Source organism: Mesorhizobium sp. M0808, from assembly GCF_040320025.1.
In the GTDB taxonomy this organism is placed as follows: domain Bacteria; phylum Pseudomonadota; class Alphaproteobacteria; order Rhizobiales; family Rhizobiaceae; genus Mesorhizobium.
This window is the reverse complement of sequence record NZ_JAMYOX010000001.1, coordinates 401,790-425,438: the sequence shown is the minus strand read 5'-3', so window position 1 is coordinate 425,438 and position 23,649 is coordinate 401,790. Positions and strand designations below refer to the sequence as shown.

26 protein-coding genes and 1 pseudogene are annotated in these 23,649 nt (G+C 61.0%); 17 read left to right on the top strand and 10 right to left on the bottom strand.

Annotated features, from left to right (window positions below; all coding sequences use genetic code 11):
• The first annotated feature begins 3 nt into the window (after nt 1–3).
• From NKI25_RS02190 to NKI25_RS02140, 11 genes and pseudogenes are all read left to right on the top strand, one after another.
• Nucleotides 4–408: a hypothetical protein gene (locus NKI25_RS02190; RefSeq protein ID WP_352571340.1), complete on the top strand. Its 405-nt coding sequence runs from the start codon at nt 4–6 to the stop codon at nt 406–408.
• Nucleotides 374–1,003, top strand: a pseudogene (locus NKI25_RS02185) (terminase large subunit domain-containing protein); the annotation flags it as partial. The gene NKI25_RS02190 and the pseudogene NKI25_RS02185, both read left to right, overlap by 35 nt.
• Before the next feature lie 684 nt (nt 1,004–1,687).
• Nucleotides 1,688–2,233, top strand: a complete 546-nt coding sequence (locus tag NKI25_RS02180) for a hypothetical protein (RefSeq protein WP_352571339.1) — start codon at nt 1,688–1,690, stop codon at nt 2,231–2,233.
• A gap of 116 nt (nt 2,234–2,349) precedes the next feature.
• Nucleotides 2,350–3,105, top strand: a complete 756-nt coding sequence (locus NKI25_RS02175; RefSeq protein ID WP_352571338.1) for a phage terminase large subunit family protein — start codon at nt 2,350–2,352, stop codon at nt 3,103–3,105.
• A 148-nt stretch (nt 3,106–3,253) separates the two neighbouring features.
• On the top strand, nt 3,254–4,279 hold the full coding sequence (locus NKI25_RS02170) for a methyltransferase (protein ID WP_352998031.1): 1,026 nt from the start codon (nt 3,254–3,256) through the stop codon (nt 4,277–4,279).
• A 116-nt stretch (nt 4,280–4,395) separates the two neighbouring features.
• On the top strand, nt 4,396–4,989 hold the full coding sequence (locus NKI25_RS02165; RefSeq protein ID WP_352571336.1) for a hypothetical protein: 594 nt from the start codon (nt 4,396–4,398) through the stop codon (nt 4,987–4,989).
• Nucleotides 4,990–5,498: 509 nt separating this feature from the next.
• On the top strand, nt 5,499–6,662 hold the full coding sequence (locus NKI25_RS02160; RefSeq protein ID WP_352571335.1) for an acyltransferase family protein: 1,164 nt from the start codon (nt 5,499–5,501) through the stop codon (nt 6,660–6,662).
• Nucleotides 6,663–6,842: 180 nt separating this feature from the next.
• On the top strand, nt 6,843–8,576 hold the full coding sequence (locus tag NKI25_RS02155) for a portal protein (RefSeq protein ID WP_352998029.1): 1,734 nt from the start codon (nt 6,843–6,845) through the stop codon (nt 8,574–8,576).
• Entirely contained in the window at nt 8,573–8,893 is a 321-nt protein-coding gene (locus NKI25_RS02150) for a Bbp19 family protein (protein WP_352998027.1), read from the top strand. Before NKI25_RS02155 ends, NKI25_RS02150 begins: the two co-directional genes overlap by 4 nt.
• 185 nt (nt 8,894–9,078) lie before the next feature.
• Entirely contained in the window at nt 9,079–9,348 is a 270-nt protein-coding gene (locus NKI25_RS02145; protein WP_352594195.1) for a hypothetical protein, read from the top strand.
• Nucleotides 9,349–9,357: 9 nt separating this feature from the next.
• Nucleotides 9,358–9,672, top strand: a complete 315-nt coding sequence (locus NKI25_RS02140; RefSeq protein WP_031211512.1) for a hypothetical protein — start codon at nt 9,358–9,360, stop codon at nt 9,670–9,672.
• A gap of 223 nt (nt 9,673–9,895) precedes the next feature.
• On the opposite strand, the gene NKI25_RS02135 is transcribed toward NKI25_RS02140, so the two are convergent.
• The 3 genes from NKI25_RS02135 to NKI25_RS02125 form a co-directional block, all read right to left on the bottom strand.
• Nucleotides 9,896–10,213 carry a YMGG-like glycine zipper-containing protein gene (locus NKI25_RS02135; RefSeq protein WP_352453776.1) on the bottom strand — a complete coding sequence of 106 codons (318 nt, stop codon included), beginning with the start codon at nt 10,211–10,213 and terminating at the stop codon, nt 9,896–9,898.
• 194 nt (nt 10,214–10,407) lie between these two features.
• Nucleotides 10,408–10,809 (bottom strand): type II toxin-antitoxin system HicB family antitoxin, encoded by a 402-nt coding sequence (locus NKI25_RS02130; protein ID WP_352998025.1) that lies wholly within the window; start codon nt 10,807–10,809, stop codon nt 10,408–10,410.
• Nucleotides 10,810–10,813: 4 nt separating this feature from the next.
• Nucleotides 10,814–11,002 carry a type II toxin-antitoxin system HicA family toxin gene (locus NKI25_RS02125; RefSeq protein WP_352998023.1) on the bottom strand — a complete coding sequence of 63 codons (189 nt, stop codon included), beginning with the start codon at nt 11,000–11,002 and terminating at the stop codon, nt 10,814–10,816.
• A gap of 110 nt (nt 11,003–11,112) precedes the next feature.
• Between NKI25_RS02125 and NKI25_RS02120 the strand changes: the two genes are divergently transcribed.
• The 4 genes from NKI25_RS02120 (at nt 11,113) to NKI25_RS02105 (ending at nt 14,223) form a co-directional block, all read left to right on the top strand.
• Entirely contained in the window at nt 11,113–11,685 is a 573-nt protein-coding gene (locus tag NKI25_RS02120) for a hypothetical protein (protein WP_352998021.1), read from the top strand.
• A gap of 218 nt (nt 11,686–11,903) precedes the next feature.
• Nucleotides 11,904–12,812 (top strand): hypothetical protein, encoded by a 909-nt coding sequence (locus tag NKI25_RS02115; protein WP_352998019.1) that lies wholly within the window; start codon nt 11,904–11,906, stop codon nt 12,810–12,812.
• Nucleotides 12,813–12,835: 23 nt separating this feature from the next.
• Complete coding sequence (locus tag NKI25_RS02110) at nt 12,836–13,558, top strand: hypothetical protein (protein ID WP_352998017.1); 723 nt, start codon at nt 12,836–12,838, stop codon at nt 13,556–13,558.
• Nucleotides 13,558–14,223, top strand: coding sequence for a hypothetical protein (locus NKI25_RS02105; RefSeq protein ID WP_352998015.1), 666 nt, complete (start codon nt 13,558–13,560; stop codon nt 14,221–14,223). Before NKI25_RS02110 ends, NKI25_RS02105 begins: the two co-directional genes overlap by 1 nt.
• A 15-nt stretch (nt 14,224–14,238) precedes the next feature.
• Here the strand turns inward: NKI25_RS02105 and NKI25_RS02100 are convergent, their stop codons facing one another.
• The gene (locus NKI25_RS02100) at nt 14,239–15,078 is read right to left on the bottom strand and encodes an ATP-dependent DNA ligase (RefSeq protein ID WP_502897306.1); all 840 of its coding nucleotides are present in this window, start codon (nt 15,076–15,078) and stop codon (nt 14,239–14,241) included.
• A gap of 150 nt (nt 15,079–15,228) precedes the next feature.
• Between NKI25_RS02100 and NKI25_RS02095 the strand changes: the two genes are divergently transcribed.
• On the top strand, nt 15,229–15,420 hold the full coding sequence (locus NKI25_RS02095; RefSeq protein ID WP_352998013.1) for a hypothetical protein: 192 nt from the start codon (nt 15,229–15,231) through the stop codon (nt 15,418–15,420).
• Between the two features lie 30 nt (nt 15,421–15,450).
• On the opposite strand, the gene NKI25_RS02090 is transcribed toward NKI25_RS02095, so the two are convergent.
• The 3 genes from NKI25_RS02090 to NKI25_RS02080 all read right to left on the bottom strand — a co-directional run bounded on the left by NKI25_RS02090 (nt 15,451) and on the right by NKI25_RS02080 (nt 18,737).
• The gene (locus NKI25_RS02090) at nt 15,451–16,671 is read right to left on the bottom strand and encodes a PIN-like domain-containing protein (RefSeq protein WP_352998011.1); all 1,221 of its coding nucleotides are present in this window, start codon (nt 16,669–16,671) and stop codon (nt 15,451–15,453) included.
• Nucleotides 16,672–16,697: 26 nt separating this feature from the next.
• Nucleotides 16,698–17,522, bottom strand: coding sequence for a DNA adenine methylase (locus tag NKI25_RS02085; RefSeq protein WP_352998009.1), 825 nt, complete (start codon nt 17,520–17,522; stop codon nt 16,698–16,700).
• 501 nt (nt 17,523–18,023) lie between these two features.
• Nucleotides 18,024–18,737, bottom strand: a complete 714-nt coding sequence (locus NKI25_RS02080; protein ID WP_352998007.1) for a class I SAM-dependent methyltransferase — start codon at nt 18,735–18,737, stop codon at nt 18,024–18,026.
• A gap of 172 nt (nt 18,738–18,909) precedes the next feature.
• On the opposite strand from NKI25_RS02080, the gene NKI25_RS02075 reads away from it, so the two are divergent.
• Nucleotides 18,910–19,635 carry a hypothetical protein gene (locus NKI25_RS02075; protein ID WP_352998005.1) on the top strand — a complete coding sequence of 242 codons (726 nt, stop codon included), beginning with the start codon at nt 18,910–18,912 and terminating at the stop codon, nt 19,633–19,635.
• Here the strand turns inward: NKI25_RS02075 and NKI25_RS02070 are convergent.
• The 3 genes from NKI25_RS02070 to NKI25_RS02060 all read right to left on the bottom strand — a co-directional run bounded on the left by NKI25_RS02070 (nt 19,632) and on the right by NKI25_RS02060 (nt 23,649).
• On the bottom strand, nt 19,632–20,213 hold the full coding sequence (locus tag NKI25_RS02070; protein ID WP_352998004.1) for an SGNH/GDSL hydrolase family protein: 582 nt from the start codon (nt 20,211–20,213) through the stop codon (nt 19,632–19,634). The two genes, NKI25_RS02075 and NKI25_RS02070, sit on opposite strands and share 4 nt — an antisense overlap.
• Nucleotides 20,214–20,402: 189 nt before the next feature.
• Nucleotides 20,403–22,922 carry an SGNH/GDSL hydrolase family protein gene (locus NKI25_RS02065; protein WP_352998002.1) on the bottom strand — a complete coding sequence of 840 codons (2,520 nt, stop codon included), beginning with the start codon at nt 22,920–22,922 and terminating at the stop codon, nt 20,403–20,405.
• A 16-nt stretch (nt 22,923–22,938) separates the two neighbouring features.
• Complete coding sequence (locus NKI25_RS02060) at nt 22,939–23,649, bottom strand: hypothetical protein (RefSeq protein WP_352998001.1); 711 nt, start codon at nt 23,647–23,649, stop codon at nt 22,939–22,941.

Below are 23,649 nucleotides of genomic sequence, written 5' to 3'. Positions count from 1 at the left end.
GGCATGGCCAAGGCTCCTTCCACCGGCGATCCGCAGCCGCACGATCAAGCACCCGGCAAGCCCGGCCGAACCAGGCGGGCGAAGAAGACGCTGGCCGACGGCTTTCTCGAAGCGATCCGCGCCGATTTTCGCGCCCATGGCGCCGGCGTCATCGCCGATGTGCGCGCCGAAAAGCCCGATCAGTACCTGAAGCTCGTGCTGTCGGTGCTGCCCAAGGATCTTAATGTCAACATCAACAATCTGGATGCATTGAGCGATGACGAAATCAGGCAGCGCATCCGCGGCCTCGAAGCCGTCCTCAGGCCGTTCCTCGAGAAGCCGGGCTTCGCAAAAGGCCTCGCACAGCCGGGCGGCAAGGACGGAATATCTCAGCCTGCTGGCGGAGCTGGACCGCAGGCGCCGCACTAACCAGCTTGCCGCCTATCGGCCTTATCCCCGACAGGCCGAGTTCCACGCCGCCGGCGCGACCAATCGCGAGCGCCTGTTCATGGCCGGCAACCAGCTCGGCAAGACCAGGGCCGGCGGCGCCGAATGGGCGATGCACCTCACCGGCCGCTATCCAGATTGGTGGCAAGGCAAGGTTTTCGACTGTCCGGTTCGGATGTGGGCGGCCGGCGTCACCGGCGAAAGCACGCGCGACAATCCGCAGCGCATCCTGATCGGCCCGCCGCAGCAGCAGGCGGCCTGGGGCACCGGCATGATCCCGGCCGACGCCCTCGTCAGCACGATGGCGGGACGGGCGCCGGGCGCGCTCGACAGCGTCGTGGTGCGCTGGGGCGGCGGCGGCGATGTCCAGGCCGGCGAATCGGTGCTGTCGTTCAAGAGCTACGAGAAGGGTCGCGAGAAATGGCAGGGCGAAACGCTGCACGGCGTCTGGTTCGACGAGGAGCCGCCGCTCGACATCTATTCCGAAGGGCTGACCCGCACCAACGCCACCGGCGGCATCACCATCGTCACCTTCACGCCGTTGCTCGGCATGAGCGATGTGGTGCTGCTGTTCTTGTCGGCTGAGCAGGTCGAGTTCATTGGTGAAAGGGGAAGCAATCGGCTGAATAAGCCAGCCCGGCGCAATCATTATCCCAGCTGACTGTGGCGCACGGAATAAGTGTGGAGCACTTCTCTTGCAGCAAAATTGTAGTTATTTGGACGGAGGATGAGAGCCGTAACGGAGGGGTGGGCAGTGGGAAATCACTATCGGTCGCTAGTCGTGATCGGTGCAATAATGCTTTCAGGATGCGTAGTGACTGAGAGCCGGTTCAACACAATCAACGCTGGAATACAAAGAAGTCCAGCTTTCAAAAAGGATTTTATGACTCAGTGTGCGGTGGGATTGGGGGCAAAGCCACTAGCTTACCGCAAACAATGGGCTAGAATAATAAACACAAGTGTTGAAGCGTTGCCAGAGGTGTACTGCAAACGCTGGACTGATGCGGCGATGAGCGGACGAATGACGTATGCGGATTACAAAAATGGATTGTCGCGACCTACCTACGAAAGTAAGTTGATCAAGATACTTCAGGGCCATTAGCCGGCCCGCCTGTGTTCGTCGCGCGCCGTCCCGGTTTTGCTCCAGCAAGGTATCTCGCATGAGCCGCCACGTCCCCTTCATGACCAGCGCGGTTGCCAAGCCATGATCCGGAACTAGACTGGCTACATTGGGCGGGAGATCACAACTATGAATAGACGAATGGTGTTGATCGGCGGCCTTTCGTCAATTGTCGTATCACCAGAAGGCAACGTCGGCATGTCAGCAACTTTTCCTCCCGTTCCGAAATGGCGGCCATCGTTTTCGCAGCCCATCGATCGCATCGAGGAGCGCTTTGGCTACTACTTCAACCAGGAGCGTGACTTTGCCATCCTTGAAAACGGCACCTGTGTGCTGACGGAGGCTGGTCTTTCCGATGGCGCTGCATCCTTGGCAGCCATCCAGACGCTTGCCGAGATCTACAACTACCACCCGGACATGAAACCGTCCGATATGGACGATGGCAATTTGTTGGTCAGTTACAATCATCCTGCCTTCAACGTCGTGCTGACCGACATTGCCAAGGCGCATTGGCCAGAGATCGAGGCTCGCCACCAGGACGGACTGACGACCGACGAGGTGTTGTTCACGCCGCTCGGGCAGAACGTATTCGATGATTTTGGCAAAAAGGCGCTGCTAGGCCGGTGCTACATGTTCATGGATGCACAGGCGCCGAAAGTCATGCGCATCAAACGTCGGGCGATCTGATCCCGACTTTTCGACCGGCTCCGTGGCAGGTGTTCCGAGCGATGCAAACGGAGCTGCGAGGCGGGGCGTGGAGCGCGCACCTGCCACCACGATTCACTGCCGCGAGGGTGAGAACAATGACCCGTCACGTCACCTTCATGACCATCGACGATGCCGAACATTATACGCCGCAGCAGCGCGCCGAGATCATTGCCGCCTATCCGGCGCATGAGCGCGAGGCGCGGGCCAAGGGCATTCCGGTGCTCGGCTCCGGCCGCATCTTTCCGGTGGCCGAGGAGCTGATCGCCTGCGAGCCGTTCCCGCTGCCGCGCTACTGGCCAAGGCTCGGCGCGCTCGATTTCGGCTGGGACCATCCCTCGGCGGCGGTCGAGCTTGCCTGGGATACGGAGGCCGATGTCGTCTATGTCACGAAAGCCTGCCGCGCTTCGCAGCAGACGCCCGCCATGCAGGCGCTGACGCTGAAACCGTGGGGCGAATGGCTGCCATGGGCATGGCCGCGCGACGGCCGCCGCGAGACGCTGGAAGGTGCCGGCACCGCCCTTGCCAGGCAATATTCGGCACGTGGGCTGAACATGCTCGCCAGCCATGCTCAGTTCGCCGACGGTTCCGTATCGGTCGAGGCCGGGCTGATGGACATGCTGGACCGCATGCAATCAGGCCGCTTCAAGGTGTTCTCGACGCTTTTGCCCTGGTTCGAGGAATTCCGGCTCTACCACCGCAGGGACGGCCAGGTGGTGAAGCTGCGCGACGATTTGATGGCGGCGACACGCTACGGCGTGATGATGCTGAGGGAGGCGGCAGTCGACCCGGCGGTGTTCAAGGCCGCGCGGCGAAAGGCCGGGCAGGCCGATCCGCTGGGGGCGTTTCGGTGAGGAAAATCGGGGAGGGAGGCAATGCGCTCCGGCTCCGATTGGAAAACTGTAGTGAACGTCCGTGGACGTGGTGTAGCATCGAATGATCCCGCTCAAGGGACGCATCGGCGTGGCCTCACGGGGGCATTCGCCGATAGGGGAGGATCAGATGCAAAACGGAATTTCTCCAGACCACATACTGCAAATTGGCTTTGGGTTCTGGCCAGCCAAGACATTGTTGAGCGCCGTGGAACTGGGACTCTTCTCGCTGCTTGCGGACGGCCCCAAAACGGGCCTCGAACTGCAAGGCGCGATGGGGCTGCATCCGCGCGCAACGTATGATTTTCTCGACACCCTCGTCGCGCTCGGATTGCTGCAGAGGGACGGCGCCGGCGAAACCGGCAAATACGGCAATACGCCATCGACCGCGCTGTTCCTGGTCAAGCGGACCCCCCAATACATCGGTGGAATCCTTGAGATGGCGAACGCACGACTGTATCGGTTCTGGGGCGATCTCACACCGGCATTGCAAACCGGAAAGCCTCAAAACGAGATCAAGGAGACAGGCAAGTCGATGTTCGGCGAGCTCTATGCGGACCCGGCGCGCCTGGAGCAGTTCATGGACGCGATGAGCGGCATCTCCATGGGCAATTTCACGGCGTTTGCCGAGAAATTCGACTTTTCCAAATATAAGACGCTGGCCGATATAGGCGGCGCAACCGGGCAGCTTTCGGCCATCGTCGCGGCGCGGCATCCGCACATGCAATGCCGGACGTGCGATCTCGCCGATGTGCAGCCGATCGCCGAACGGCGCTTGAGGGAGCGCAATCTCGGCGGCCGGGTCATCGCCGAGACGATCGACTTCTTCGCGGACGAATTCCCCAAGGCGGACATCATCACGATGGGAATGATCCTTCACGACTGGAATCTCGAGAACAAGAAAATGCTGATCGCCAAGGCCTATCGTGCATTGCCGACCGGCGGCGCGTTGGTCGCCATCGAGAACATCATCGACGATGAACGCAGGCAAAACGGCTTCGGTCTCATGATGTCGCTGAACATGCTGATCGAATTTGGCGAGGCGTTTGACTTCACCGGCGCCCAGTTCACCGAGTGGTGCAAAGAGGCAGGGTTTAGTCGCTGCGAGATTATTCCGTTGGCGGGACCTGCAAGCGCAGCAGTGGCTTACAAATAGAGGCTTGGCACCCAGTTCGCTGGCTCGGTCGAGGCCGGGCTGATTGAAATGCTGGACCGCATGCAAGGTCGACCGCCGCCTTCTAGCGCCGCAGTGGACGGTAAGGTTCGCCGAGCATGACCCTCCGCATCATTCCCGCCACGCTGCGCGATCTCTCCTACATCGCCGCCAACCTCCGGCCCGAGGACCGGGCCGAGATCGATTGCCAGTTCGACGACTGGTCGCCGGCGCTGCTGGCGCTGACGGCGCTGCAGGGATTTGCCTATGTCGCCGAGCTCGACGGCAATCCGGAGGCCGGTTTTGGCGCTGCCGAGCAGCGCGGCGGCTTATGGATCGCCTGGAGCTGGGGCACGCGCCGCATGAGGCGCTGCGTGCCTGGGATTACGGAATTCTTTCATGCCGTGCTCGGGCCTGAAGTTGCCGCGCGCGGCGCATGGCGGGTCGAGGCGCGAGCGCTGGCGGCCAATCAACTGGCGCTGCGCTGGCTTGCCCGGCTGGGCGCCACGCAACGCTGCCGCCTGCCGGGCTATGGCAGGAACGGCGAGGATTTTCTGCTCTACGACTGGACAAGAGCCTCTCACTCTGGAGAAAACCATGTGCCTCTTCCAAAAACCGCCGGCGCTGAAGCCGTTGCCGCCGACACCGACCATTGCCGACAAGGACGTACAGGCGCGCGAAGCCGCCTTGCGGGCCCAGCTTGCGGCCAATGACGGCACTGCCGGCACGGTGAAGACCGATCTGTCGCCCAGTGAGCTCACCGGCCAGCGCCGCGTGCTGCTGGGGGTGTGACATGGGCGCCATGAGAAGAGTGTTCCGCAACCGCGTGCTCGCCTGGTGGTACTGGCGCCGGCATGCAAGGTTGAAGAAGAGATAGACGGGAGCTTGCCTGCCGGGATCGCGTAAGCCGCGATCCTTCGCGCCCCCCTCTGTCCTGCCGGACATCTCCCCCTCAAGTGGGGAGATTGGCAGCTTGGAGGACAGCGCCTTTTCTGCATCCCTCGAAAATTGGCGAAGACCGTGATGACAGCCAATCTCCCCACTTGAGGGGGAGATGTCCGGCAGGACAGAGGGGGGTGTTCAAGTGCATGCCTCTACAATTGCCCTCAGGTGTTCCGCGTTTTCCGTAACAGCCCAGCGCAAATCGGGTTCCTTCCGCACGGTTGACATTCCTCCCTCAGCCGCCATGCTGCATTGCAACATGGCTATCGAGGAGTTCGGCATGACAGAAGCCCGGTCATCGCGCATCGAGTGCCTGGACGGGCTTCGGGCGCTTGCCGCGATCTGGGTGCTCATCGGGCACTGCTTGTTGTTGACCGGCTGGCAGATTCCTATTCTTGGCGAACCGGACCTCGGCGTCGATCTGTTCATCATGCTGTCCGGCTTCTTGATGGTGTTCCACTACCAGCTGCGCCAGGACAAGGAGCCCTGGCAAAGGCCGGAAACCTGGCTGAAATTCTGGACCCGCCGCTATTTCAGGATAGCGCCGCTGTTCTACGTCATGCTGTTCGTTGCCCTGGCGCTTGGCCCCTATCTCTACGGGTCGAGAATGGTCATCGACGAGTTCCTGCTGAGGTCGCCGCAGGCGCCCGAGCGTTATCTCGACAGCGGCCTGAAGAATATCGGCGCCCATCTGCTGTTCCTGTTCGGCCTGGTGCCGAATTTCGCCTATCGCACGCCGCTGCCCGACTGGAGCCTCGGGCTGGAGATGCAGTTCTACGCGCTATTTCCGGCCATCATGCTGCTGGTGCGCAGGCTTGACTGGATATGGGCGGCCATGCTGACCGCGGCGACCGGCAGCGCGATGGTGTTCTTGATGGGGCAGTTGTCGGTGCATTTTCCGATGCCGTCGTTCCTGCCGTTGAAGATGCAGATTTTCCTGTGCGGGATGCTGCTGGCGGGCGTCGTCCATCAAAGGCAGAAGCGGCCCTTCGTGCATCTGGCATTGGCCATGCTGCTGGCGGCGCTGCCCTTTGGCGGCGGCTATGGACTTGGCAAGCTTTTGATGCGGGAAGCGCTCGTCCTGGGGTTCTTTGCCCTGGTTCTCTACCGCATGCTGCCGGGAATGGCGGGTATCGTGGCCAGAAACATCGCCATGACGCTCGCCAACAGGTTCTTTCATTTGATGGGTGAGCTTTCCTTCAGCATCTATTTGATCCATCTGCTGGTTCTCCAGCCGGTCGCGGCTCTGGTCATCACCCAGTTCGGCCACGAATTGTCGGCGCCGCTGCGCTTTGCGATCGTCACCGTCGTCGTCTTGCCGGTGGTGTGCCTGCTGTCCTGGATCACCTACACGCTGATCGAAGTACCCGGCCAGAAGATGGGCCGTTTCGTGGTGCAGCGCTTTGGGCGCAAGGCTGCGCTGGAGACGACGCCGGCGGAATAAGGCGCTTCCAATCTCCCCCCTTGAGGGGGAGATGTCGCCGAAGGCGACAGAGGGGGTCGCCGATCCACGCGAGACGACCCCCTCTGTCCTACCGGACATCTCCCCCACTTGGGGGGAGATTGGCAGTTTCGACGTCCCGCCATCTTTCTTTTCCCATTCATCCATCAAGCGAGGCTGACCATGAGCGATTCCCGTGCTCGCGATATTCGGTCGCGACAGGCTGAACTGGAGAGCGAGCGCAGCCAGTATGAGCATGTCTGGGAGGCGGTGTCCGAATTCTGCGATCCCGACGCGCCCGATATGTGGAGTGGCCGCCGCCAGGCCGGCGTCGATTCGCAGGCTGAGCGGCAGGAGCGGCGCGGTGCGCGCGTCTACGCCAACACCATAAACTCGGCCGCCAACCGGCTGGCCGCGGGGCTGGAAAGCCTGATCATTCCGCAGTCGGAGAAATGGCATGGGTTGTCGACCGCAGCCATCAACGACGAGGAGACCGACGAGGAAAAGGAATGGGCGGAAGCGCTGCGCGACTTCCTGTTCTCGCTGCGCTATTCCGCCAATTCCAATTTCGTGCCGGCAACGCAGGCCTGCCTGCGCAATGTCGTGCGCTATGGCCCGGCCTATCTCTATGCCGAGGAAGGTTTTGGCGGCACGCTGATCCGCTATGCTTCGATCCCGGTGGTCGAGGGCTATCTCTCGCGCAACCGCTGGGGCCAGGTCGATATTTTCCACCGCCGCTACGAGCGCACGGCAAGACAGGCGGCGCAACTGCTCGGCTACGACAGACTGCCGGCGCGGATCAAAATCCTGGTCGACGACCCCGCCAAATGCGAGACAAAAATCTCGCTGATCCAGTGCATCCAGCCGCGCGACGAGCGCAAGATGTACAGTCTGAGCGGCTCCTACCAGTATCTCGACACGGCCTTCGCGTCCTATCATGTGATCGAGGACGAGGAGGCGATCGTGAGGGAAAGCGGGTTTCGCTCGTTCCCGGTGTCGTGCTTCAACTGGCGCCGCTACGAGGGCGATCCCTACGGCATCTCGCCGACCATCGAGGCACTGACGACGGTGCGCGAAGAGAACGCGGTGCGGCGCTCCGGCCTTCGCGCGCTGCAGCAGATCACCGATCCGGCGACCGCCTCCAAGGCCAGGCTCGACTATGTGCCGGTGCTCAATCCCGGCGAGAACTATCCCGGCCTCATCGACGATGCCGGCCGGCCGCTGATCGCGCCGATCGCCACCGGCCAGAACCCGACCTATGCGTTCAATTATGCCGACAGCCGGGCCGAGGAGATCCGCGACATGATGTTCGTCAACCTGTTCCAGACGCTGGTGCAGAACCCGCGGATGACGGCGACCGAAGCCTTGATCCGGCAGGAGGAGAAGGGCGCGCTGCTCGGGCCGTCCGGTTCGATCATCCAGGCCGGCTTTGCCAGCAATCTCGACCGCGAGCTGGGTATTCTGGAAGACAAGGGACTTTACGAGGAAGACAGCCGCTTCCTGCCACCCGCGAGCCTCGCCGGCAAGGCGCTGCGGCCGACCTTCACCGGTCCGCTCGACGTGCTGCGCCGCTCGGCCGAGGCGCGCGACACCATCCAGGTGGTCACCACAGCCATGCAGATGGCGCAGTTCGACCCCGGCGTGATGGACAATATCGACGGCGACGAGGCGCTGAAGATCGTGCAGGGCGCCGGCCGCAGCCCGCAGCGCATTTTTCGCCGCCAGGACGAGGTGGCCGGCATCCGCGATGCCAGAGCCAAGGCTCAAGCTGAACAGGCCGGCATGGCGGCGATGGCTGCCGCCGGCAAGGTCGCCAGGGATGCCGTGCCGGCGGCAGTGCAGGCGCGCGACGGCGGCCTGCTCGACGGGCTGATGCCGCAGGCTGTGCAAGATGCTTCGGGCGGGCAGGGCGCATGAGCGGCAAACGCTTCGCCCATTCCAGCCAGGCCGGCGGCCCGGCCAAGGCGCGGGATGCGCTGGCCAAGGCCTATCTCAGGGTGTTCTCGGGCCAGGACGGCGAGATCGTGCTGGCCGACCTGGCGGCCGCAACCGGCTATTACCGCCGCCCGTCCTATGGCGAGTGGTTGGCCAAGACCAAGACGCCGAACGGCTTCGAGCTGCACAGCGCGCTCAGCAATGCGCGGGCCGAAGTGGTGCAGCATATTATGGGGTTCCTGACACTGGACGAGGCGCAGTTGGCTGCGCTGGAGAAGGCGGCGAGGGCGGAGGAGTAGGGTGCGGGGAGCACTGACCTTGCGGAGGCCATGACCCACTTCGGCTGATCATTGTGCAAGTTTACGAACCCGGGTGTAATGCAACTCGTCCCTAGATCCCAACATGATGCTGGGACTATCTTCCAGAAGACGCTGCACCCGAATCGCCGAGGCGGATTTTCTTTGTGGGGAGAATAATCAAGTTATTGGATATCGTTGGACGGCTGTCAGATTTTGACAAAGAGGATACAATTTATGTGTCGGAGCCTTGGACCGAGTGTTCAGATGCAATGGTTGCGACCGAGCCGGAAGAGGGATTGGTGCCAGCGGAGGCAGCCAAAGCGGGCCTGACATACTTTATCGAGATATTCATTGCGATCGAATTTACCGAGGCCTGGGTTGCGTCGTTGAAGGAAAAGCCCAGCCTGTCGGCCATCTGTGAAAGGCTCATTTATTACGCCGAAAATGATGCGTAGGAAGTAAAAATGTCGACTGACCCACGTTATGATGGACAGCCGCTGCTTAGGCTACTGGAGCTTTATGTGCTCTGGGCCATCGGAGAACTTTCTCAGGAGTCGGAGGATGGCTTGAAAAAGATGGGCCCCAAACTGCAATCTATCTATGGCGGCGATGGACAATGGCATGACGCAATAGCCCAGTCTATGCACATGCCTGAGGGAATGCCGGCAGCAATCCGGGATATGTGGGCAAGGAACCTCAAAATCGCCCGCGACAATGATGTAACTCTCACACCGCAGAAATTTGCGGAGATGTTCGTGGACGAAAATTTCGTGGGTTGAACGTTCTTCTGATTGGAATTGCGAATTGAGGTGATGATGCCCCTAATTCTGCCCTGCCGTACACCCGGCTTGGCCTGACAAATCGTCCCTTAAAGGGCGTCGCGTATCGACGCGCCTTTAGGTCTTTGTTCATCCATGTCGTTGTCCCAGAACCGCTGCAAACTTTTGGGCGACATGCACTAGCCGCTGAAGCTGGCTCCACCGCGCCAACCGCATTCTACACTCAATAATCGCCGTTGTAATAGCGGTCGTCGCAGGGGGCGGTGTAGATGCGGCCGCTGGTGCGATCCTGATAGCGGCAAAGCTGTTCGCTGCGCGGCTGCGGCGTTGTGGCGTTGCCGACGACGGCGCCCAGCAAGGCGCCGGCTCCGGCACCGATGACCGTGCTCTTGGTGTTGCCGCCGATCGCCTGGCCGGCAAGCGCGCCGGCGCCGGCGCCGAGCAGCGCACCGGTGCTGGTTCTCTGCTGTGCTTCGGTCTGCGCACAGCCTGCCAATGCGGCAGTCACCAGCATGGCGGCAATGGCTCTGGACATGGTCATCGTCTGGTACTCCCTTGAAACCTATGAGCTAATACACGGGCCGATTTTGCCAAGTAGGGTCGCATTTGCGGCGGAACATAGGCACCGTGCCTCACGAAATAAGACATGGTTGTTTTTGTCTGACGGCCTGATCCGCAAAGAAAGTAACCGAACAAGACCCAAAGAGCTTCATCTCCAGTCGACCTTCGAGAGCGCTACGCTGCCTCGATCTGCATTACCTTTTTCGCCGCAGCGGCCAGAAATCCGGATCGGCTGTAGCCGTGGCGCTCCGCATATCGGTCAATCTGATCGAGGACATCTTCCGGAATGGTGACATTGACACGCACGACCTTCGCAGCTTCAGCTTTCAAGGGAACCAGGATGGCGACACCACTCAGATTGTCCTTGTCCGACATCACCTCCTCCAGGGACGACGGTTCGGGAATGGCCTCGCTATCCTCGACCAGCCCCTCGACATGAAAGGCCAGTGCTTCCCCGGCCATGGCACGGGCATCATCCAGGTTGACGCCGGCTGTCACCAAGCCCGGAAAATCGGGAAAGGAGACGCCGAAGTCGCTGTCCGCTTGCTTGTGGATCAATCCGATATAGTTCCGCATTTCTCTACCTCAGCTTCACGCCGGATCGTTTTTCAATACTCTTGAGAGTGCCGATCGGGATGTCGCGCTTGGGATGCGGAACTGTCACCCGGCCCGGCCTGGATTTGTGCTTGAACTGGGCGTGACTTCCTTTTCGAGCCACTTCGTACCAGCCATCCGCCAACAGCGTGTGAATGACATCGGCGCTCTTCATGTTGTGTATAGATACACATAACTGATCCAAATGTCCATGAGCTTTTGCCGCTGTTGCGTGCGGCGGCCCAGCCGACCCCGTTTTCAATCCCGCAAGAATGGAGATACCAAATGACCCGAGGTCTTGCCCGGACGCTTTCGCGTGCCGCCGCCAGAGAAGCCGGCCTTGCCCCACCTAGGGCAGGGCTGATAGCCAGGACGACCGGGCAGGGCGGCGCCTACCGCACCGTCTTTTCGTTCAACGCCATGCCGGTGCCGGTCACCGATGCACTGGCCTATGCCAGCCAGAAGCTCTTTGACTTTCTCGATGGCAAGGTGCGGATCAAGGGCGGCACGGCAAGATTGCAGTTCGCCGTGCTGACGCCGCGCGCCTCGACCATCAACGACAATGCCGCGCTGACCTGGTCGCTCGGCTCGACGGCAGCATCGAGCGCTGTACTGGCAGGCACCATGGTCAATGTGGTGGGCGCGACCGGCCGTACGCTGGATGGCGCGGGTGCCGCGCCGTCGAGCGCATCGATTGCCGATGTTGCCGCAGCCTTGACGCTCGACGGCACCGTGACGCCGGTCGACCTCTATCTCAACCTGGCGTTTGCGACCGGCACCGATATCGACGCCGACGGCACGCTGGCGGTGTCGGGCACCATCACGCTGCTCTGGGAGAACTGGGGCGATAATGCGTAGGCGCTAATCTCCCCCCTTGAGGGGGAGATGTTGCCGAAGGCGACAGAGGGGGTCGGTTCGACCGGGCGCGACGCCCGGCGACAGATGAGGTCGGCGCTCCACGCGCGGATACCCCCTCTGGCCTGCCGGCCATCTCCCCCTCGAGGGGGAAGATACCAAGCTTCGCCGCCAGTGCTCTCATCACCGGCCTTTAATTCTGTAACAAAAGGAATCTTCTCATGACAGATCTGGCAGACGCCGGGTCCGTGGTGGCGGCGCCACCGGCGGGCAACCTTGCACGGCCACCGGCCAACGGGAACAACGGGTCCGCCCCGCCTACGGCCACAAGCTGGTTTGACGGTCTTTCCGAGGGCAACCGCAAGCTTGCTGAAACCAAGGGCTGGACCAAGCCTGAAAGCCTCGATCGGGTCTTCGCCTCCTATGCGGAGCTGGAGCGGCAGCAGGGCGAGAGCCTGCGCGTTCCGGCAGCCGATGCAGCCGCGGAAGACTGGGACAGGTTCCATGCCCGGCTGCCCGAGGCGATGCGTCCGCTGACCTCGCCCGACAAGGTCGAGTACCGGCGCCCCGACGGGCTCTCCGAAAACTTCGCCTATTCGGACGAGCTCGCCAATGCGTCCAAGGCCTGGGCGGTCGAGGCAGGTGCTACCCCGAAGGTCGCACAGGCCTATCACGACCGCTTCGTCGGCTACATGGCCGAGCAGGCCAAGGCACAGCAAATCGCCCTTGCCCGCTCAGTCGAGACGACGCACGACGATCTCGTGCGGGATTGGGGACCGACCGGCAGCGATGGCTTTCGCCAGAAGCTCGAGGTCGCCAACCGGGCGATGAAGAAGCTCGGACTGGTCAATGCCTACAAGGCGAAGGGCATCCTTCTGCCGGACGGTGCCTTGACCGACCCGCAGATCGCCAAGGCGTTCCATGCCATCGGCGAGGCGATGTTCCGCGAAGACACGATCGACGGCGGCACGGCCTTGAGTGGAGGCAATCCCTTCAAGCGCAATGCCGCCGGCGAGCGCAACCTGACTGGCATCTCGGCGCTCGTCAAAAGCGACCCCGCCCGCGCCCGGCGGCTGGCACGCGAGGCCGGCGAAAATCCCGACCTGTGGATGCCCAACAATCCTCTTTAACCCAAACCTGAAGGAAGACAAAAATGGCAGACGCCTATACCCGTATCGCGGACGCGATCGTTCCGTCCGTCTATGCGCAATACTCGTTCGAGGAGCACGTCCAGTCGCTGGAGATTTACCAGGCCGGGATCCTGTTTTCCGACCCGTCGATCGCCTCGAAGCTCAGCCTGGGCGGACGTTCCGTCGACATGCCCGGCTGGAAGGACCTCGGCAACGATCCGTCCGAGCCGGTCAATGACGACCCGGCCGACTCGATCGAGATGAAGAAGATCGGCGCGCGCCGCGAAGTCGCGGCCCGCAATGTGCGTGCGCAGGCCTGGGGCATCCCGGATCTGACCTCGATCCTTGCCGGCGACGATCCGCAGAAGCTTATCGTTCGCCGCCAGACCGACTACTGGCAGCGCGCCAACAAGCTGACGCTGCTGGGCATACTGAAAGGCGTGCTGGCCGACAACATCGCCAATGACGGCAGTGACCTGGTGCGCGTCACCGGCGCCTCCATTGTCGACACCGACATCATCGAGGCCGCCTACCTGATGGGCGACCGCGCCGACAAGTTCAAGACGATCTGGATGCATTCGAAGCAGATGAAGGCGCTGAAGCTCGCCGACCTCATCGACTATGTGCCGTCGTCCGAGCAGGGCGGTGTAGCGCGCAAAATCACTTGGCACCTCCGCGCAACTTCACTTGGCACCAACTTCGTGTACGTTCTCACCCTTAGATACCAGCCGCCGAGGGGCCCTTGATGCGATTCCGCCTGACCTACGAAGGGGAACTGAAAGCTGGCCAAAAAGACCCCGATGACAATCAATGGGATCGCATGGCCGAGCATAAGCAGGCTATCCGCAAAGTCTTCCATCGTCAGCTAAAACACCTCTGGGAAACCAACAGGTTTCTCAGGGAGCATGAGGTTTTCCCGACCGACTACTCCACCGGTCGCTCTGCGCCGAATGATGCGGCTCGACGGTCGAGGTCAGCCAACGAGCGCCTTTCGCTCTTGCAGGCGGTGGCAGGTCAATACCATGAGAATGGCTATCGCTTCGTGCCGTTGGTTCGCGACACTATGAGCCTTCTTTGTTCGCTCGACATTTTGTTCCTGCGCCGCGACATCCCGGGAAGCGTCCTGACAGCCGGGGATTTAGACAACCGCATAAAGACTTTGATTGATGCACTTAGGAAGCCGAAAGGTGCCAATGAATTGAGGGGCAATGAAACCCCTGCTGCCGGGGAAGACCCGTTCTTTTGCCTTTTGGAGGATGATAAGTCCGTGTCGCAGTTCGCGGTCGAGTCTGACGCGCTTCTAGACCCCCCCACCGGGGACAAGGAAGCGGATCGTCGTCAGGTCCGCATAGTCATCACCGTTGAAATTCGGCCCTACCATGTGACGATGTTCAATTTGAGTTTTGCCTGATCGGGCGACCGGCCTCTAGTTCTCGTCCCAGAAATCCTGAAGTGATGCATGCCGCAGGTCCTTCTCGCCCCGCAAGTGCTTCACGCGCACTCTAATCCCCGGTTTGACCCACTGCGTGGCCGGCCGCTTTGGCATGTGCTTCGGCGGCGGCCCGGCATGCTCCTGGACGCGTTTCCACAAACGTTCCCGCATCTCGCGGTTGACGCTGACGAAGGCGCTGCCGACGTATTTGCAGGTGCCCGGCTCGGCCATCAGGGCGAAGGCTGGCTTGCCCTGTTCGCGCTCGACCCCGAGCAGCTCGAACTCGTCCACCGAGTAGCACTTGGTTTTGATCCAGTTGGTGGTCGGGCCGCTCACATATCGGCTGCCGATGCGCTTCGAGACCATGCCTTCGAGGCCGGCCTGGTCGACCAGATGATAGATTGCATTTGCCTCGCCTGGCAGCGCCTGGCTGAACTGGATGCGGATGCCGGGCAGGATGATGCCTGCGAGGATCTCCCGCCGTTCCTCCAGCGCGGTATCGCGGAGATCGAGGCCGTTGTGGTGCAGCAGATCGAAGGCGACGAAGTAGAGATCATGCTGGCGCCTTGTGATCGCCTTTCGCAGCTCGGCAAAGTCCGAGAGGCCCTTGTCATTGAGAACGATGATTTCGCCGTCGATGATTGCGCCCTTGACATCCAGCGCCTTGGCCGCTGCCGCGAGGTCGCGGTACTTGGTCGTCCAGTCGAGGCCGCGTCGGGTGAAGATGCGCACGCGCCCGGCGTCGATGACGATCTGTGAGCGATAGCCGTCGAATTTGACCTCGTGACTCCATCCGTCACCTTGGGGCGGCTTGGCAACCAAGGTCGGCATCATTGGGGGTATGAACTCGAGCCGGCCGGGGCCGGTACTTACAATTTTACGCACCAGTTCGATTCTAGGCGGCCGGCTTGCATTAGCCAGAGTGAACAGAAGGTGATTCCTGGCCGGCATCGCAACAAACCGGCCGCGCTCGCGTTGCGAGGCATGGAAGCCAACATCCAGAATGCCTGGGCGGCCCTCCGGCTGATCCGCATGGCTATCGAAGAGACTTGCCCCGCCGGCGTGCTGCCGAGCGAGGAAGCCGTTTTGATGCTCTATGGCCCGGAGCCAATCCATGAGGGCGAAGCCCTTGCCAAAGCCATCATTGAAACGGTGGAAAAATTGGCTGGCGGATGAGCGATGAGAAGGCGCACCCAACGTGGGTTCTTAGGGGTAGTTGATCCGCTCGACCATTTCCTGCCGTTTTCGAAAATAAGACTCAAGACGATCTGCCTCGGCGGCAACCTCTTCCTTGGCGAGGTGATTAACGAGGCTGGCGAACCCTTCCCAATCGGCATCTGGAACATAGTGTGGCGCAAGGCTTGACCCCAGCGCGTCTCCAATTCGCGTTCTTATGTCTCGTGCTTCGGATGGTCCATCCGTAAGGGGTGTAAAATTCAGCCGCCTCCTGATCCTAGTGTCCGACTGGCTGACGTTTCGAGCGAGATTGAGAACAGCAATAGGTTCAAGCCCAAGGCTCTCGGCCACAACGAGTACTTTGTTTCGGAGTTCTTGGCGCAGGCGCACCTTTTCGGGTATCCGTACCCTAACTCTCTCCTCTTGCACCCGCTCCATCTCTTGCACGGTCTCCTGAGACACCACATTTTTCGTCCTGGCAGCAACCAGGGCAAGAAATCTCGCGGGCTGATAGGCGTAGAACATCTGATCGGTGGCCGCCGCGAACTCCTGCCGCAATTCAGGCCTTGGGCCGATCTTCTTTCCCATGTGCTCTGCCCACCAATCCTCCTTTTTATCGTCCGTCAGAAAAAGAACTGGCTTGGCAACAGCTTTGGCCTTTTCCTTCATCTCAGCCCAGATCAGGTAGTCGCCAGCCCGACCCTCGTCCTTGTAGCCGGGCGGAATTTTGTTCTGATAGCGACGTTCCGCCTCCTTTAGGCGAGCGTCCAAATCGACTGGCGGATCGCCGACTTTGCCTTCGAAAATCGACGTAACCGCTTCAAATACCGATCGAGCGGCAGGTAACTTCTCGGACGCTGCATCAACCTCCTGCGCAAGTCCCTCAAAGAATTTTCCGATGCTTTCCATTGACGATCCCTTCGGCCAGGGATCGAACCGACTGAGGGCAGCGATAGCTGCATCGACTTCCGATCGCTTCTTTGCAAGTTCCTCTTTCAGCTTTGCGTAGGCGGCGCGGTTGCCGCTGTCCGCAGATCTCCACCCGGCATGAAACTCGCTTGCAACCTGATAGGGGAGCCATAGGCGATCTCCGAATGACTTGAAGGCCGCGAGGATTTCAGCTCGTCGCTCTGGCATAAATCTGAACAGATGCAGAAGGACGTTGGTGTCAGGCACCAACAGTCCGTCTGACCAAATCTTCTCGAATTCCTTCTCACTCGGCTCATAGAAGCCGTGAAACAGCTTTCGCATGGTGTAGTCCCACCTTTTGGAAGAGACTACATAGCAGATTTTTCAAGCCGGCCATGGATGATCAGCTCCTTCGCCGGCCGGCCCTTGCCACCGGCGACGCTGTAGAACAGTTCGACGTCTTCCATGTCGAAGCCCGCAAACGCCGCGCGGATCTCCGGCACATCGTTGATCGACAGGATGAAGCGACCTTTCAGAGCCCGCAGCCGGGTCGCGATCGCCTCGAACTGGTCGCGGCCGAACAGCTCCTTGCCATAGTCGCCTTCGCTGCCGAAGTAGGGCGGGTCGAGGTAGAACAGCGTTTCCGGCCGGTCGTAGCGGTCGATGAAGGCCGACCAGTCGAGCTGCTCGACGACGACGCCGGCAAGCCGGTCGTGCACGTCCGCCAGGAGCGGCACCAGCGTTGTCAGGTTGAAGCCGGCCGACGATCGCGGGTCGACGCCGAAGTTGCGCCCGGCGACTTTGCCGCCGAATGCGAGGCGCTGGAGATAGAGGAACCGGCCGGCGCGCTCCAGATCGGTCAAGGTGGTTGGGTCGCTGGCCTTCAGCCGTTCGAACTCCCGGCGCGATGTGACCTGAAAGCGCAGCATGTCCATGAACTGCGGATAGTGCCGCTGAAGGATGCGGAACAGATTGGCCACGTCGCCGCTGCGGTCGTTGATGATCTCGGAGCGAGGCCGCGATCGGCGCCGGAAGAAGACGCCGCCCATGCCGACGAACACCTCGGCATAGATGGAGTGCGGCACAGCGGCGATCCGCGCCACGAGCCGCTCGGCGAGGCGGCGCTTGCCACCGATATAGCCTGCCGGCGGCCGGATCGGCTCGATGGTTGTGAAATGGTCTTGAAGGGTCATTTAACGGCTTCCGAGAATCAGTCACCGTCCCGGCGCCCGAAAGGGCCAGGTGCGGCAGTTATCTCTTGATGCTGTCGGGCGGGTCGGACGCCAATCTAGGCCCGCTTCTCGGGAACCAACCCGAGCACCTGTCACGCGCGTTACACACAACCGAAACAAAGATTCTAGAGTGCCAAGCGGAGACTTGCAAACCGCCTTGACCCAGTGCGTTTGCCAGCTTTCGCCGGCGACGGCTGCCGGGTCAAACGATAGTGCGATCGGCGTGTGCCGGTCATGAAGGTAGGGTCGATGTACCTGATTTGGTTGTCGAGCAAGCAGAAGCAGGACGACGGAAAATCCCGCTGACCTAGCAGCTACAGTTGAACGACAGCCATAATGATGGAGGGAAGCAAAAGCACGGCCATCATGATCAAGAATGGCATCAAGCCAGGTCCGGAAAAATAGTCCTCGACCTTGGTGCGCAGGTCTTTCATGACGCTTCCCATAGCTAAGCTTTCCAGGCTATTTGGACGAACAAAGCGCGCCGGCCATGTACGCCATGTTGCGTACTGCGGTCTTCGGCGCGAGCCTAAGAAATTCGGTTCGCAGCTTGTGTTTCAACCATCCCTTCGACGGCCCGGCAAGGTGCTGCTCATAAGCGAGATCGTGGCCGAACGTCATCAGCTTTTCGACTTTGAGGCCGGACGTCTTAAGCAGGTTTTCGAAGGTCAGAGGGGTGTAGAAATTGATGTGCCCGTAAGGGCCAGACATGCGGATCGCCTTGTTTAGGTTTCGCGTGTGCTCCAATGGCACCTCGATATACAGCTTCTTGCAGACCCTGGCCGCCTCCATCAAGAACATGCGCTCATGCTCGACATGTTCGACCACATGGACGGCGAGGCCGAGATCAAACGACTTGTCGGGATGAGGGATGTGGTAGCCGTCGAAGATATCCAGGTTGGCTAGGTTGGCAATCTTGCGGGACTTGATCGCCTCGACGCCGCTTGCCGAGATCTCGACCGCCCCAAGAACCTTCCCGAGGCCCTTCTTGTTCAGCTTGTCCAGTACGGCGCCCTCACCGGCACCAATGTCGAGTATTTTCTCGAACTTTTGACCGGCGATGATCCCCTCTATGTGTCCGACAGATTGCTTGGAAGCGATCTCACGTTTCGCTGCCACCTTCCCATCGGTGTAGTAGTCGTCATAGATGGCAATGATGCTGTCGGCGTTAGCCATGAAAACAGTCCCCTTGAAAAACCTTCCGGCGACGGCCGCCGGGATCCCTGGGGCAGCATTTATCAGATGGACCAATGGTTCAAAAGCCTGAGTTTTTGCTTCCCTTTCAAATCGTCATGGTCTCGTGCTATCGACCGACTCGCACCGTCGGCCTTCAAGGGGAGATTTCCGATTGCTGAGGTTATTCAAAAAAGTCACGCCGCTGAGGCGCATGTACTATCGGTCGTTGATCGCCAAGGGCATCGGCGGCCAGTCTGACGAGGGGCAAATCCTCTTGAGGCTAGCCAAGGAGACCGGCGCGCCCAAAACCTTCATCGAATTCGGCTTTCACCCGATCCAGTTCAACTGCGCGGCGCTCATGAGTTCTTTCGAGGGGCTACTTATCGACGCGAACAGTCAGCAGATTGCCGACGCGCGAGCGGTCCTTCCATCCAACGTTCGCATCGAAGAACGCTTCCTCGACTTGGAAAATCTAGACTTTATCCGGAAGGCCTTCCCTAAGGTTGGCGTGCTCTCCATCGACATCGACGGGAACGACTACTGGTTCCTGGAAAAGCTCTTGGATATCGAGCCGTCGGTGATCTCGGTCGAATACAATCCGAGCTTTCTCGACCGCTCGATCTCCGTCGTTTACGACCCCGTCTTCGATCGTCACCAGAAGCACCCTCGCGCGTGGTATCACGGCGCGTCCCTGGCCGCCATGTCGAAGCTTTGCGCGACCAGGGGCTACGGTCTGGCGGCCGTGTCGGATGGCGGCGTGAATGCGTTTTTCACCAAGACCGGGAAACTGGACCCTAAGACGGCATGGAGGCCATCCGAGCTACGGGCAAAGTGGTCTGGCACCACGCCTCAGCAGCAGTGGGAAACCGTCAAAGATATGCCATTCGTCGAGATTTAGCGCTTGCGTATCGCCTGGATGCACTCGTGCAACAACGGCTTCCAATGCTGATAGCCAATTTCCGAAATATGGACACCGTCCGAAAACCCGACTGAGACCGGCAGTCCGCTTTTGGCCAGTGAGGCCCTGAACTTGGCATCCATATCAAAGACGATGGCCCGCTGACCTAACGCACGGAGTTCTGCATTCTGGCGTTCTATCAGGTCCCTGCTAAACCTGTCGACCTGAGCGCCTTCCCTATCCGGCTCCGTTATGGTCAGTATCGCGATGGGGCGATCGAGGCAGCTGCGGACCAGTGCATCCAGCATCGACCTGAAGTAGTCCGTCCTCGATTGGAGGTCGTCCCCTTCGCGCCACTCCGCGTCGTTGATTCCTACCCCGACAACAAAACCGCCGGCTTTGTCCCAGAGATCGTTAGACTTGATCCGGCTGATGATCGCCACGACATCGGCAATGCGAGACCTGCCGACTGCACCCATAATCACGTCTCGCTTGCCGACCTGGGCCCGAGACGTTGCGACCAAGCTGTCGCCCAACAGCAGAATGGCGGGGTTCGCCGAGGCCTTCAGCTGAGCCATTAACTCAGCTTCCCTATCCGCCCGAGATCTCCCTAAGGCTACCCTGACCGTGCCAATGACTGGCCTAAGCAAGCGATGCAACTTAATACCCCGAGTTCTGCCCACAGCACCTCTGCCACACAGGAACAATTCAGTCTAGGCCAGAGGCCGGAGCGGGATTGCTGCACAGGTGAGCAGGCCCACTTCCGTCTAATTCACGAACAAGCCGTGACGAACAGACTGGCGAAGAGCCTCGGCATCGTAGGTGGCGTGACGTAGGCTACCGGCAGCGTTCGGGTGGAGTTCGTCGGACATATAAATCGTGGATGTCAGGTAGCCCATGCCGCTCTGAGAAATATCGATGAACCGGACGCCCATGGCTTCTGCAACTTCGCGCTCGGCCTTCATGTATTGGTCCATCGACTTGCCTTGGCCGTTGAGACGGCCGATGCGGTGCGTCGCATGTTCCGGGCCGCCGCTGTAAGTTCCAATCATGACGATCTTAGCGTTAGGAGCCCGCGCCCGAATGTCGACACAGGCTTTCCAGAGCGATCCATAGTGGGTGGCATAGGTGGTATCGCCGAAAGCACCCAACGGGGTTTCCTGAGCGCCGAAGGCGTTCGGACCGGGCTCCAACGTTACCAGATCCGTGTCGACGGGGATGTCGACGATCCGTGCTGACATCCCATAGCTCGGGTATGCGGTAGTGCTCAGACCCAGCGCCGATCCGCTCACGCCGAGATTGGTGAGCACCATACCCGTCTGTCCTGCGAGAAGGGGCGCATAGTAGGCGCCGATCGTGATGCTCGAGCCCAGCGCTGCCCACTTCTTTCCAACCAGGGCGGCCGAGCCGTCGTCATAGGGGTCGCCGCCAATGGTGGCCGGATTAGACAGAAGGCCGAGATAAAGCGCGGCATTGGCGACCACCGTCACGCCGGCGCTTTTGGTCCAGGCCGAGCTGGAGAGGTTTTCTGAAGACGAGAAGACATTCGGCCCGCCATTGATGCTTAGAGCCGACCGTTGGACATAGAGCCCAGACACACCATCGCCGACATATGGGTGACCGCCGGCAGACGGGAAAATACGCTGTTGCCAGTTCGTCGAGGCCGTGGCTGTCGCCGCTTTCGTGACGGTGCATTTGTACCAGCCATTGCCAAGAGCGACAATGCTAGCGCCTGTGCCGGTCGCTGTCCCGGTGTCGAGATCGAAGGTGCAATCAAACACGACGGCGTTGTTGGAGAAAAGATTGAGACGATGGCGTTCGGCCTTCTTGGCAATGACCTTCCATACGATGCTGTCGCCAGTGACAACGGACTTGGCCTGATAGACGGAAGGACTGCCGGAGCCGCTCAACTCGACAAGCTTTGACGCGCTCATGCGCCCTTTCGTCAGCACTTCGAGGTCGTCGACAAGTGGAGGCAGCTCGACCAGCGCCGGGTCCCGTGGGCTGGTAGTGGTGGTCGCCGTCACGTTCTGCTTCGTGAACGCCGCATTGGTGGGGTCGCTGCTGGGGAACAAGTTTGCAGTGAGGCCCTGCTTGCGCAGGACGATGCTGCGAACATAAAGACCGCTCGCGCCATCCCCCGCGTACGGAAGGGCGCCTGCTGCAGAGAGACGGGTCTGCACATTGTTCGTGACGTTGGCGGCCACCAGAATGACAGTCTTGCATTCGTACCACCCTGAACCGAAATCGGTCATGGCGGTACTGACGAGATTGGCCCCCGAGCTGCTGGCGACGAGACCTTCTTCCAGGTTGAAGTTGGCAGTGTAGGCGGCACCGGCGGCGCCGCAAATAAGCTGCAGCGCACTTCGCTCAGCAGCCTTGGCGACCACGACGTGCTCGATCGTGTCGCCCAGGACGAAGGCGTAGGATCGGTAGACAGACGGACTGACCGAGCCGTTGGCCTCAGCGAGCTTGGCGGCGGACACGCTTAGGCCTTCAAGCATCGAAACCACGTCCGCCTGCTCGATCAACGTCGCCGAAACCGCCTTCATCGCGGTCAGGTTGGCCGCGACATCCAGGTAGCCCTGCCGAGCCGCAGTGACTTCGGCCTGTGTCGGGTTGCCGGGCGTGCCATAGGCGTGGGTGATGAGGATGGCATCGACGCCGACGTTGATGGCACCGGTGTTGCGCACCGCATAGACCGTGCCCTGGACTGCGCCGTTGGTCACCGCGAAGGCCGCGCCGAGCAGCTCGGCGCTCGTGTCGAAAGCGGCCGCACGGACCGTCGCACCGGCGGCGACTACGGGATAGGCGCCGTTCTCGGCCGGAGCGGTCTGCCCGGCCAACACCACGAGCTGTCCGGTGGAGACGACGAAGCCGCCAATGTTGGCTCCGTTGACCACACCAGTCGCGAGGGGAATGTTGACCGTCGAGAGAGCCGACACGGCGACGGGCGTCTTGGCGCCGGTGGTGATCAGGGACTCTGCGTTGTCGATGCGGGTCTCGTGATCCGCGAGCTCGGCCTCGGCGGCCGTCATGCGGGCCGGCAGGTTCGCGGCTTCGAGCGGGGTGAGACGGCCGTCGAGCGCTGTATCTGCGGCCGCCCGCACCGCCCCCTCGGCCGCCAGCGCATCCGCAATCGGCCCGTCGGCCATGATCTGCTCGGCGTGATCGGCCATCGACTGTCGTGCCGTGCGCCGAATTCCGTCGAGTGTCGCATTGCCGATTACCTCGTCCAGCGCGGCAACCAGTGGGAGGTCGGTACTATTCATGCCAGTTTCGGCCATTCTCAGTTCCCTCGGGTTAAGGCGCGACGTAGCCGCCGCAGTTGAAGTAGACTTGGGCGCCGGTGGTCACGTTGGCGACGTTCAGCGCCGTGTTGATGGTCGACGACAGCGGCGATCGGAATTCGATATCCAGCCGCCCGCCGGCGGCCTTGAGAAAGCCGCGATAGAGGACAGTCGCGGCGCCATCCTTGACCAGAATTTCGGTGTCGACCGTGGCATGGGCATTTACCGCAGTCAGCCAGGTCATGTGGTTGCGTTGGCCGACCACCGCGGCCTTCACCAGGACATCTGCGCTCCCGGTCTCGCCACCGGCAGCTGCGGGGTAGCGCCAGGTGGCGGCCGGGTTCAGCGCGGTCAGGTTCTGGGCGATGCGCTGCAGCCGTCCATTCAGGCCCGAGGAGGCCGTGTCGGTGCCTGGTGGCGCCTCGGTGGGTGAACCGAGCAGGGCATCGTCGTCAGTCGAAAGCGTGACGCTGAAGCTGTTGGCGGCGGTCTTTGCGCCAAGCGTCGACGGCAGCTTGACCGACAGCAGCCGCTTGACCAACCCGATCAAGGAGAACGTGCCGACATCGGATGTGGCGGCCGGGTCGGCCATTCCGCCCAGCGCCTCGTCCATGCCGTCGCGCACGCCATGCATGGGGTGGTGCTTGCCGGCGACGAGCTCACTGTCGATAGCGACGGGGTTGCCGGTGGCGCTGTCGGTTGTGTTGATCTGGCTTTCGGCCAT

Excerpts from the sequence above, each read along its gene's own strand:
- NKI25_RS02190 (WP_352571340.1), top strand. The coding sequence starts at position 4 with ATGGCCAAGGCTCCTTCCACCGGCGATCCGCAGCCGCACGATCAAGCA.
- NKI25_RS02180 (WP_352571339.1), top strand. The coding sequence starts at position 1,688 with ATGGTGTTGATCGGCGGCCTTTCGTCAATTGTCGTATCACCAGAAGGC.
- NKI25_RS02175 (WP_352571338.1), top strand. The coding sequence starts at position 2,350 with ATGACCCGTCACGTCACCTTCATGACCATCGACGATGCCGAACATTAT.
- NKI25_RS02170 (WP_352998031.1), top strand. The coding sequence starts at position 3,254 with ATGCAAAACGGAATTTCTCCAGACCACATACTGCAAATTGGCTTTGGG.
- NKI25_RS02165 (WP_352571336.1), top strand. The coding sequence starts at position 4,396 with ATGACCCTCCGCATCATTCCCGCCACGCTGCGCGATCTCTCCTACATC.
- NKI25_RS02160 (WP_352571335.1), top strand. The coding sequence starts at position 5,499 with ATGACAGAAGCCCGGTCATCGCGCATCGAGTGCCTGGACGGGCTTCGG.
- NKI25_RS02155 (WP_352998029.1), top strand. The coding sequence starts at position 6,843 with ATGAGCGATTCCCGTGCTCGCGATATTCGGTCGCGACAGGCTGAACTG.
- NKI25_RS02150 (WP_352998027.1), top strand. The coding sequence starts at position 8,573 with ATGAGCGGCAAACGCTTCGCCCATTCCAGCCAGGCCGGCGGCCCGGCC.
- NKI25_RS02140 (WP_031211512.1), top strand. The coding sequence starts at position 9,358 with ATGTCGACTGACCCACGTTATGATGGACAGCCGCTGCTTAGGCTACTG.
- NKI25_RS02135 (WP_352453776.1), bottom strand. The coding sequence starts at position 10,213 with ATGACCATGTCCAGAGCCATTGCCGCCATGCTGGTGACTGCCGCATTG.
- NKI25_RS02130 (WP_352998025.1), bottom strand. The coding sequence starts at position 10,809 with ATGCGGAACTATATCGGATTGATCCACAAGCAAGCGGACAGCGACTTC.
- NKI25_RS02125 (WP_352998023.1), bottom strand. The coding sequence starts at position 11,002 with ATGAAGAGCGCCGATGTCATTCACACGCTGTTGGCGGATGGCTGGTAC.
- NKI25_RS02120 (WP_352998021.1), top strand. The coding sequence starts at position 11,113 with ATGACCCGAGGTCTTGCCCGGACGCTTTCGCGTGCCGCCGCCAGAGAA.
- NKI25_RS02115 (WP_352998019.1), top strand. The coding sequence starts at position 11,904 with ATGACAGATCTGGCAGACGCCGGGTCCGTGGTGGCGGCGCCACCGGCG.
- NKI25_RS02110 (WP_352998017.1), top strand. The coding sequence starts at position 12,836 with ATGGCAGACGCCTATACCCGTATCGCGGACGCGATCGTTCCGTCCGTC.
- NKI25_RS02105 (WP_352998015.1), top strand. The coding sequence starts at position 13,558 with ATGCGATTCCGCCTGACCTACGAAGGGGAACTGAAAGCTGGCCAAAAA.
- NKI25_RS02100 (WP_502897306.1), bottom strand. The coding sequence starts at position 15,078 with ATGATGCCGACCTTGGTTGCCAAGCCGCCCCAAGGTGACGGATGGAGT.
- NKI25_RS02095 (WP_352998013.1), top strand. The coding sequence starts at position 15,229 with ATGGAAGCCAACATCCAGAATGCCTGGGCGGCCCTCCGGCTGATCCGC.
- NKI25_RS02090 (WP_352998011.1), bottom strand. The coding sequence starts at position 16,671 with ATGCGAAAGCTGTTTCACGGCTTCTATGAGCCGAGTGAGAAGGAATTC.
- NKI25_RS02085 (WP_352998009.1), bottom strand. The coding sequence starts at position 17,522 with ATGACCCTTCAAGACCATTTCACAACCATCGAGCCGATCCGGCCGCCG.
- NKI25_RS02080 (WP_352998007.1), bottom strand. The coding sequence starts at position 18,737 with ATGGCTAACGCCGACAGCATCATTGCCATCTATGACGACTACTACACC.
- NKI25_RS02070 (WP_352998004.1), bottom strand. The coding sequence starts at position 20,213 with ATGGCTCAGCTGAAGGCCTCGGCGAACCCCGCCATTCTGCTGTTGGGC.
- NKI25_RS02065 (WP_352998002.1), bottom strand. The coding sequence starts at position 22,922 with ATGGCCGAAACTGGCATGAATAGTACCGACCTCCCACTGGTTGCCGCG.
- NKI25_RS02060 (WP_352998001.1), bottom strand. The coding sequence starts at position 23,649 with ATGGCCGAAAGCCAGATCAACACAACCGACAGCGCCACCGGCAACCCC.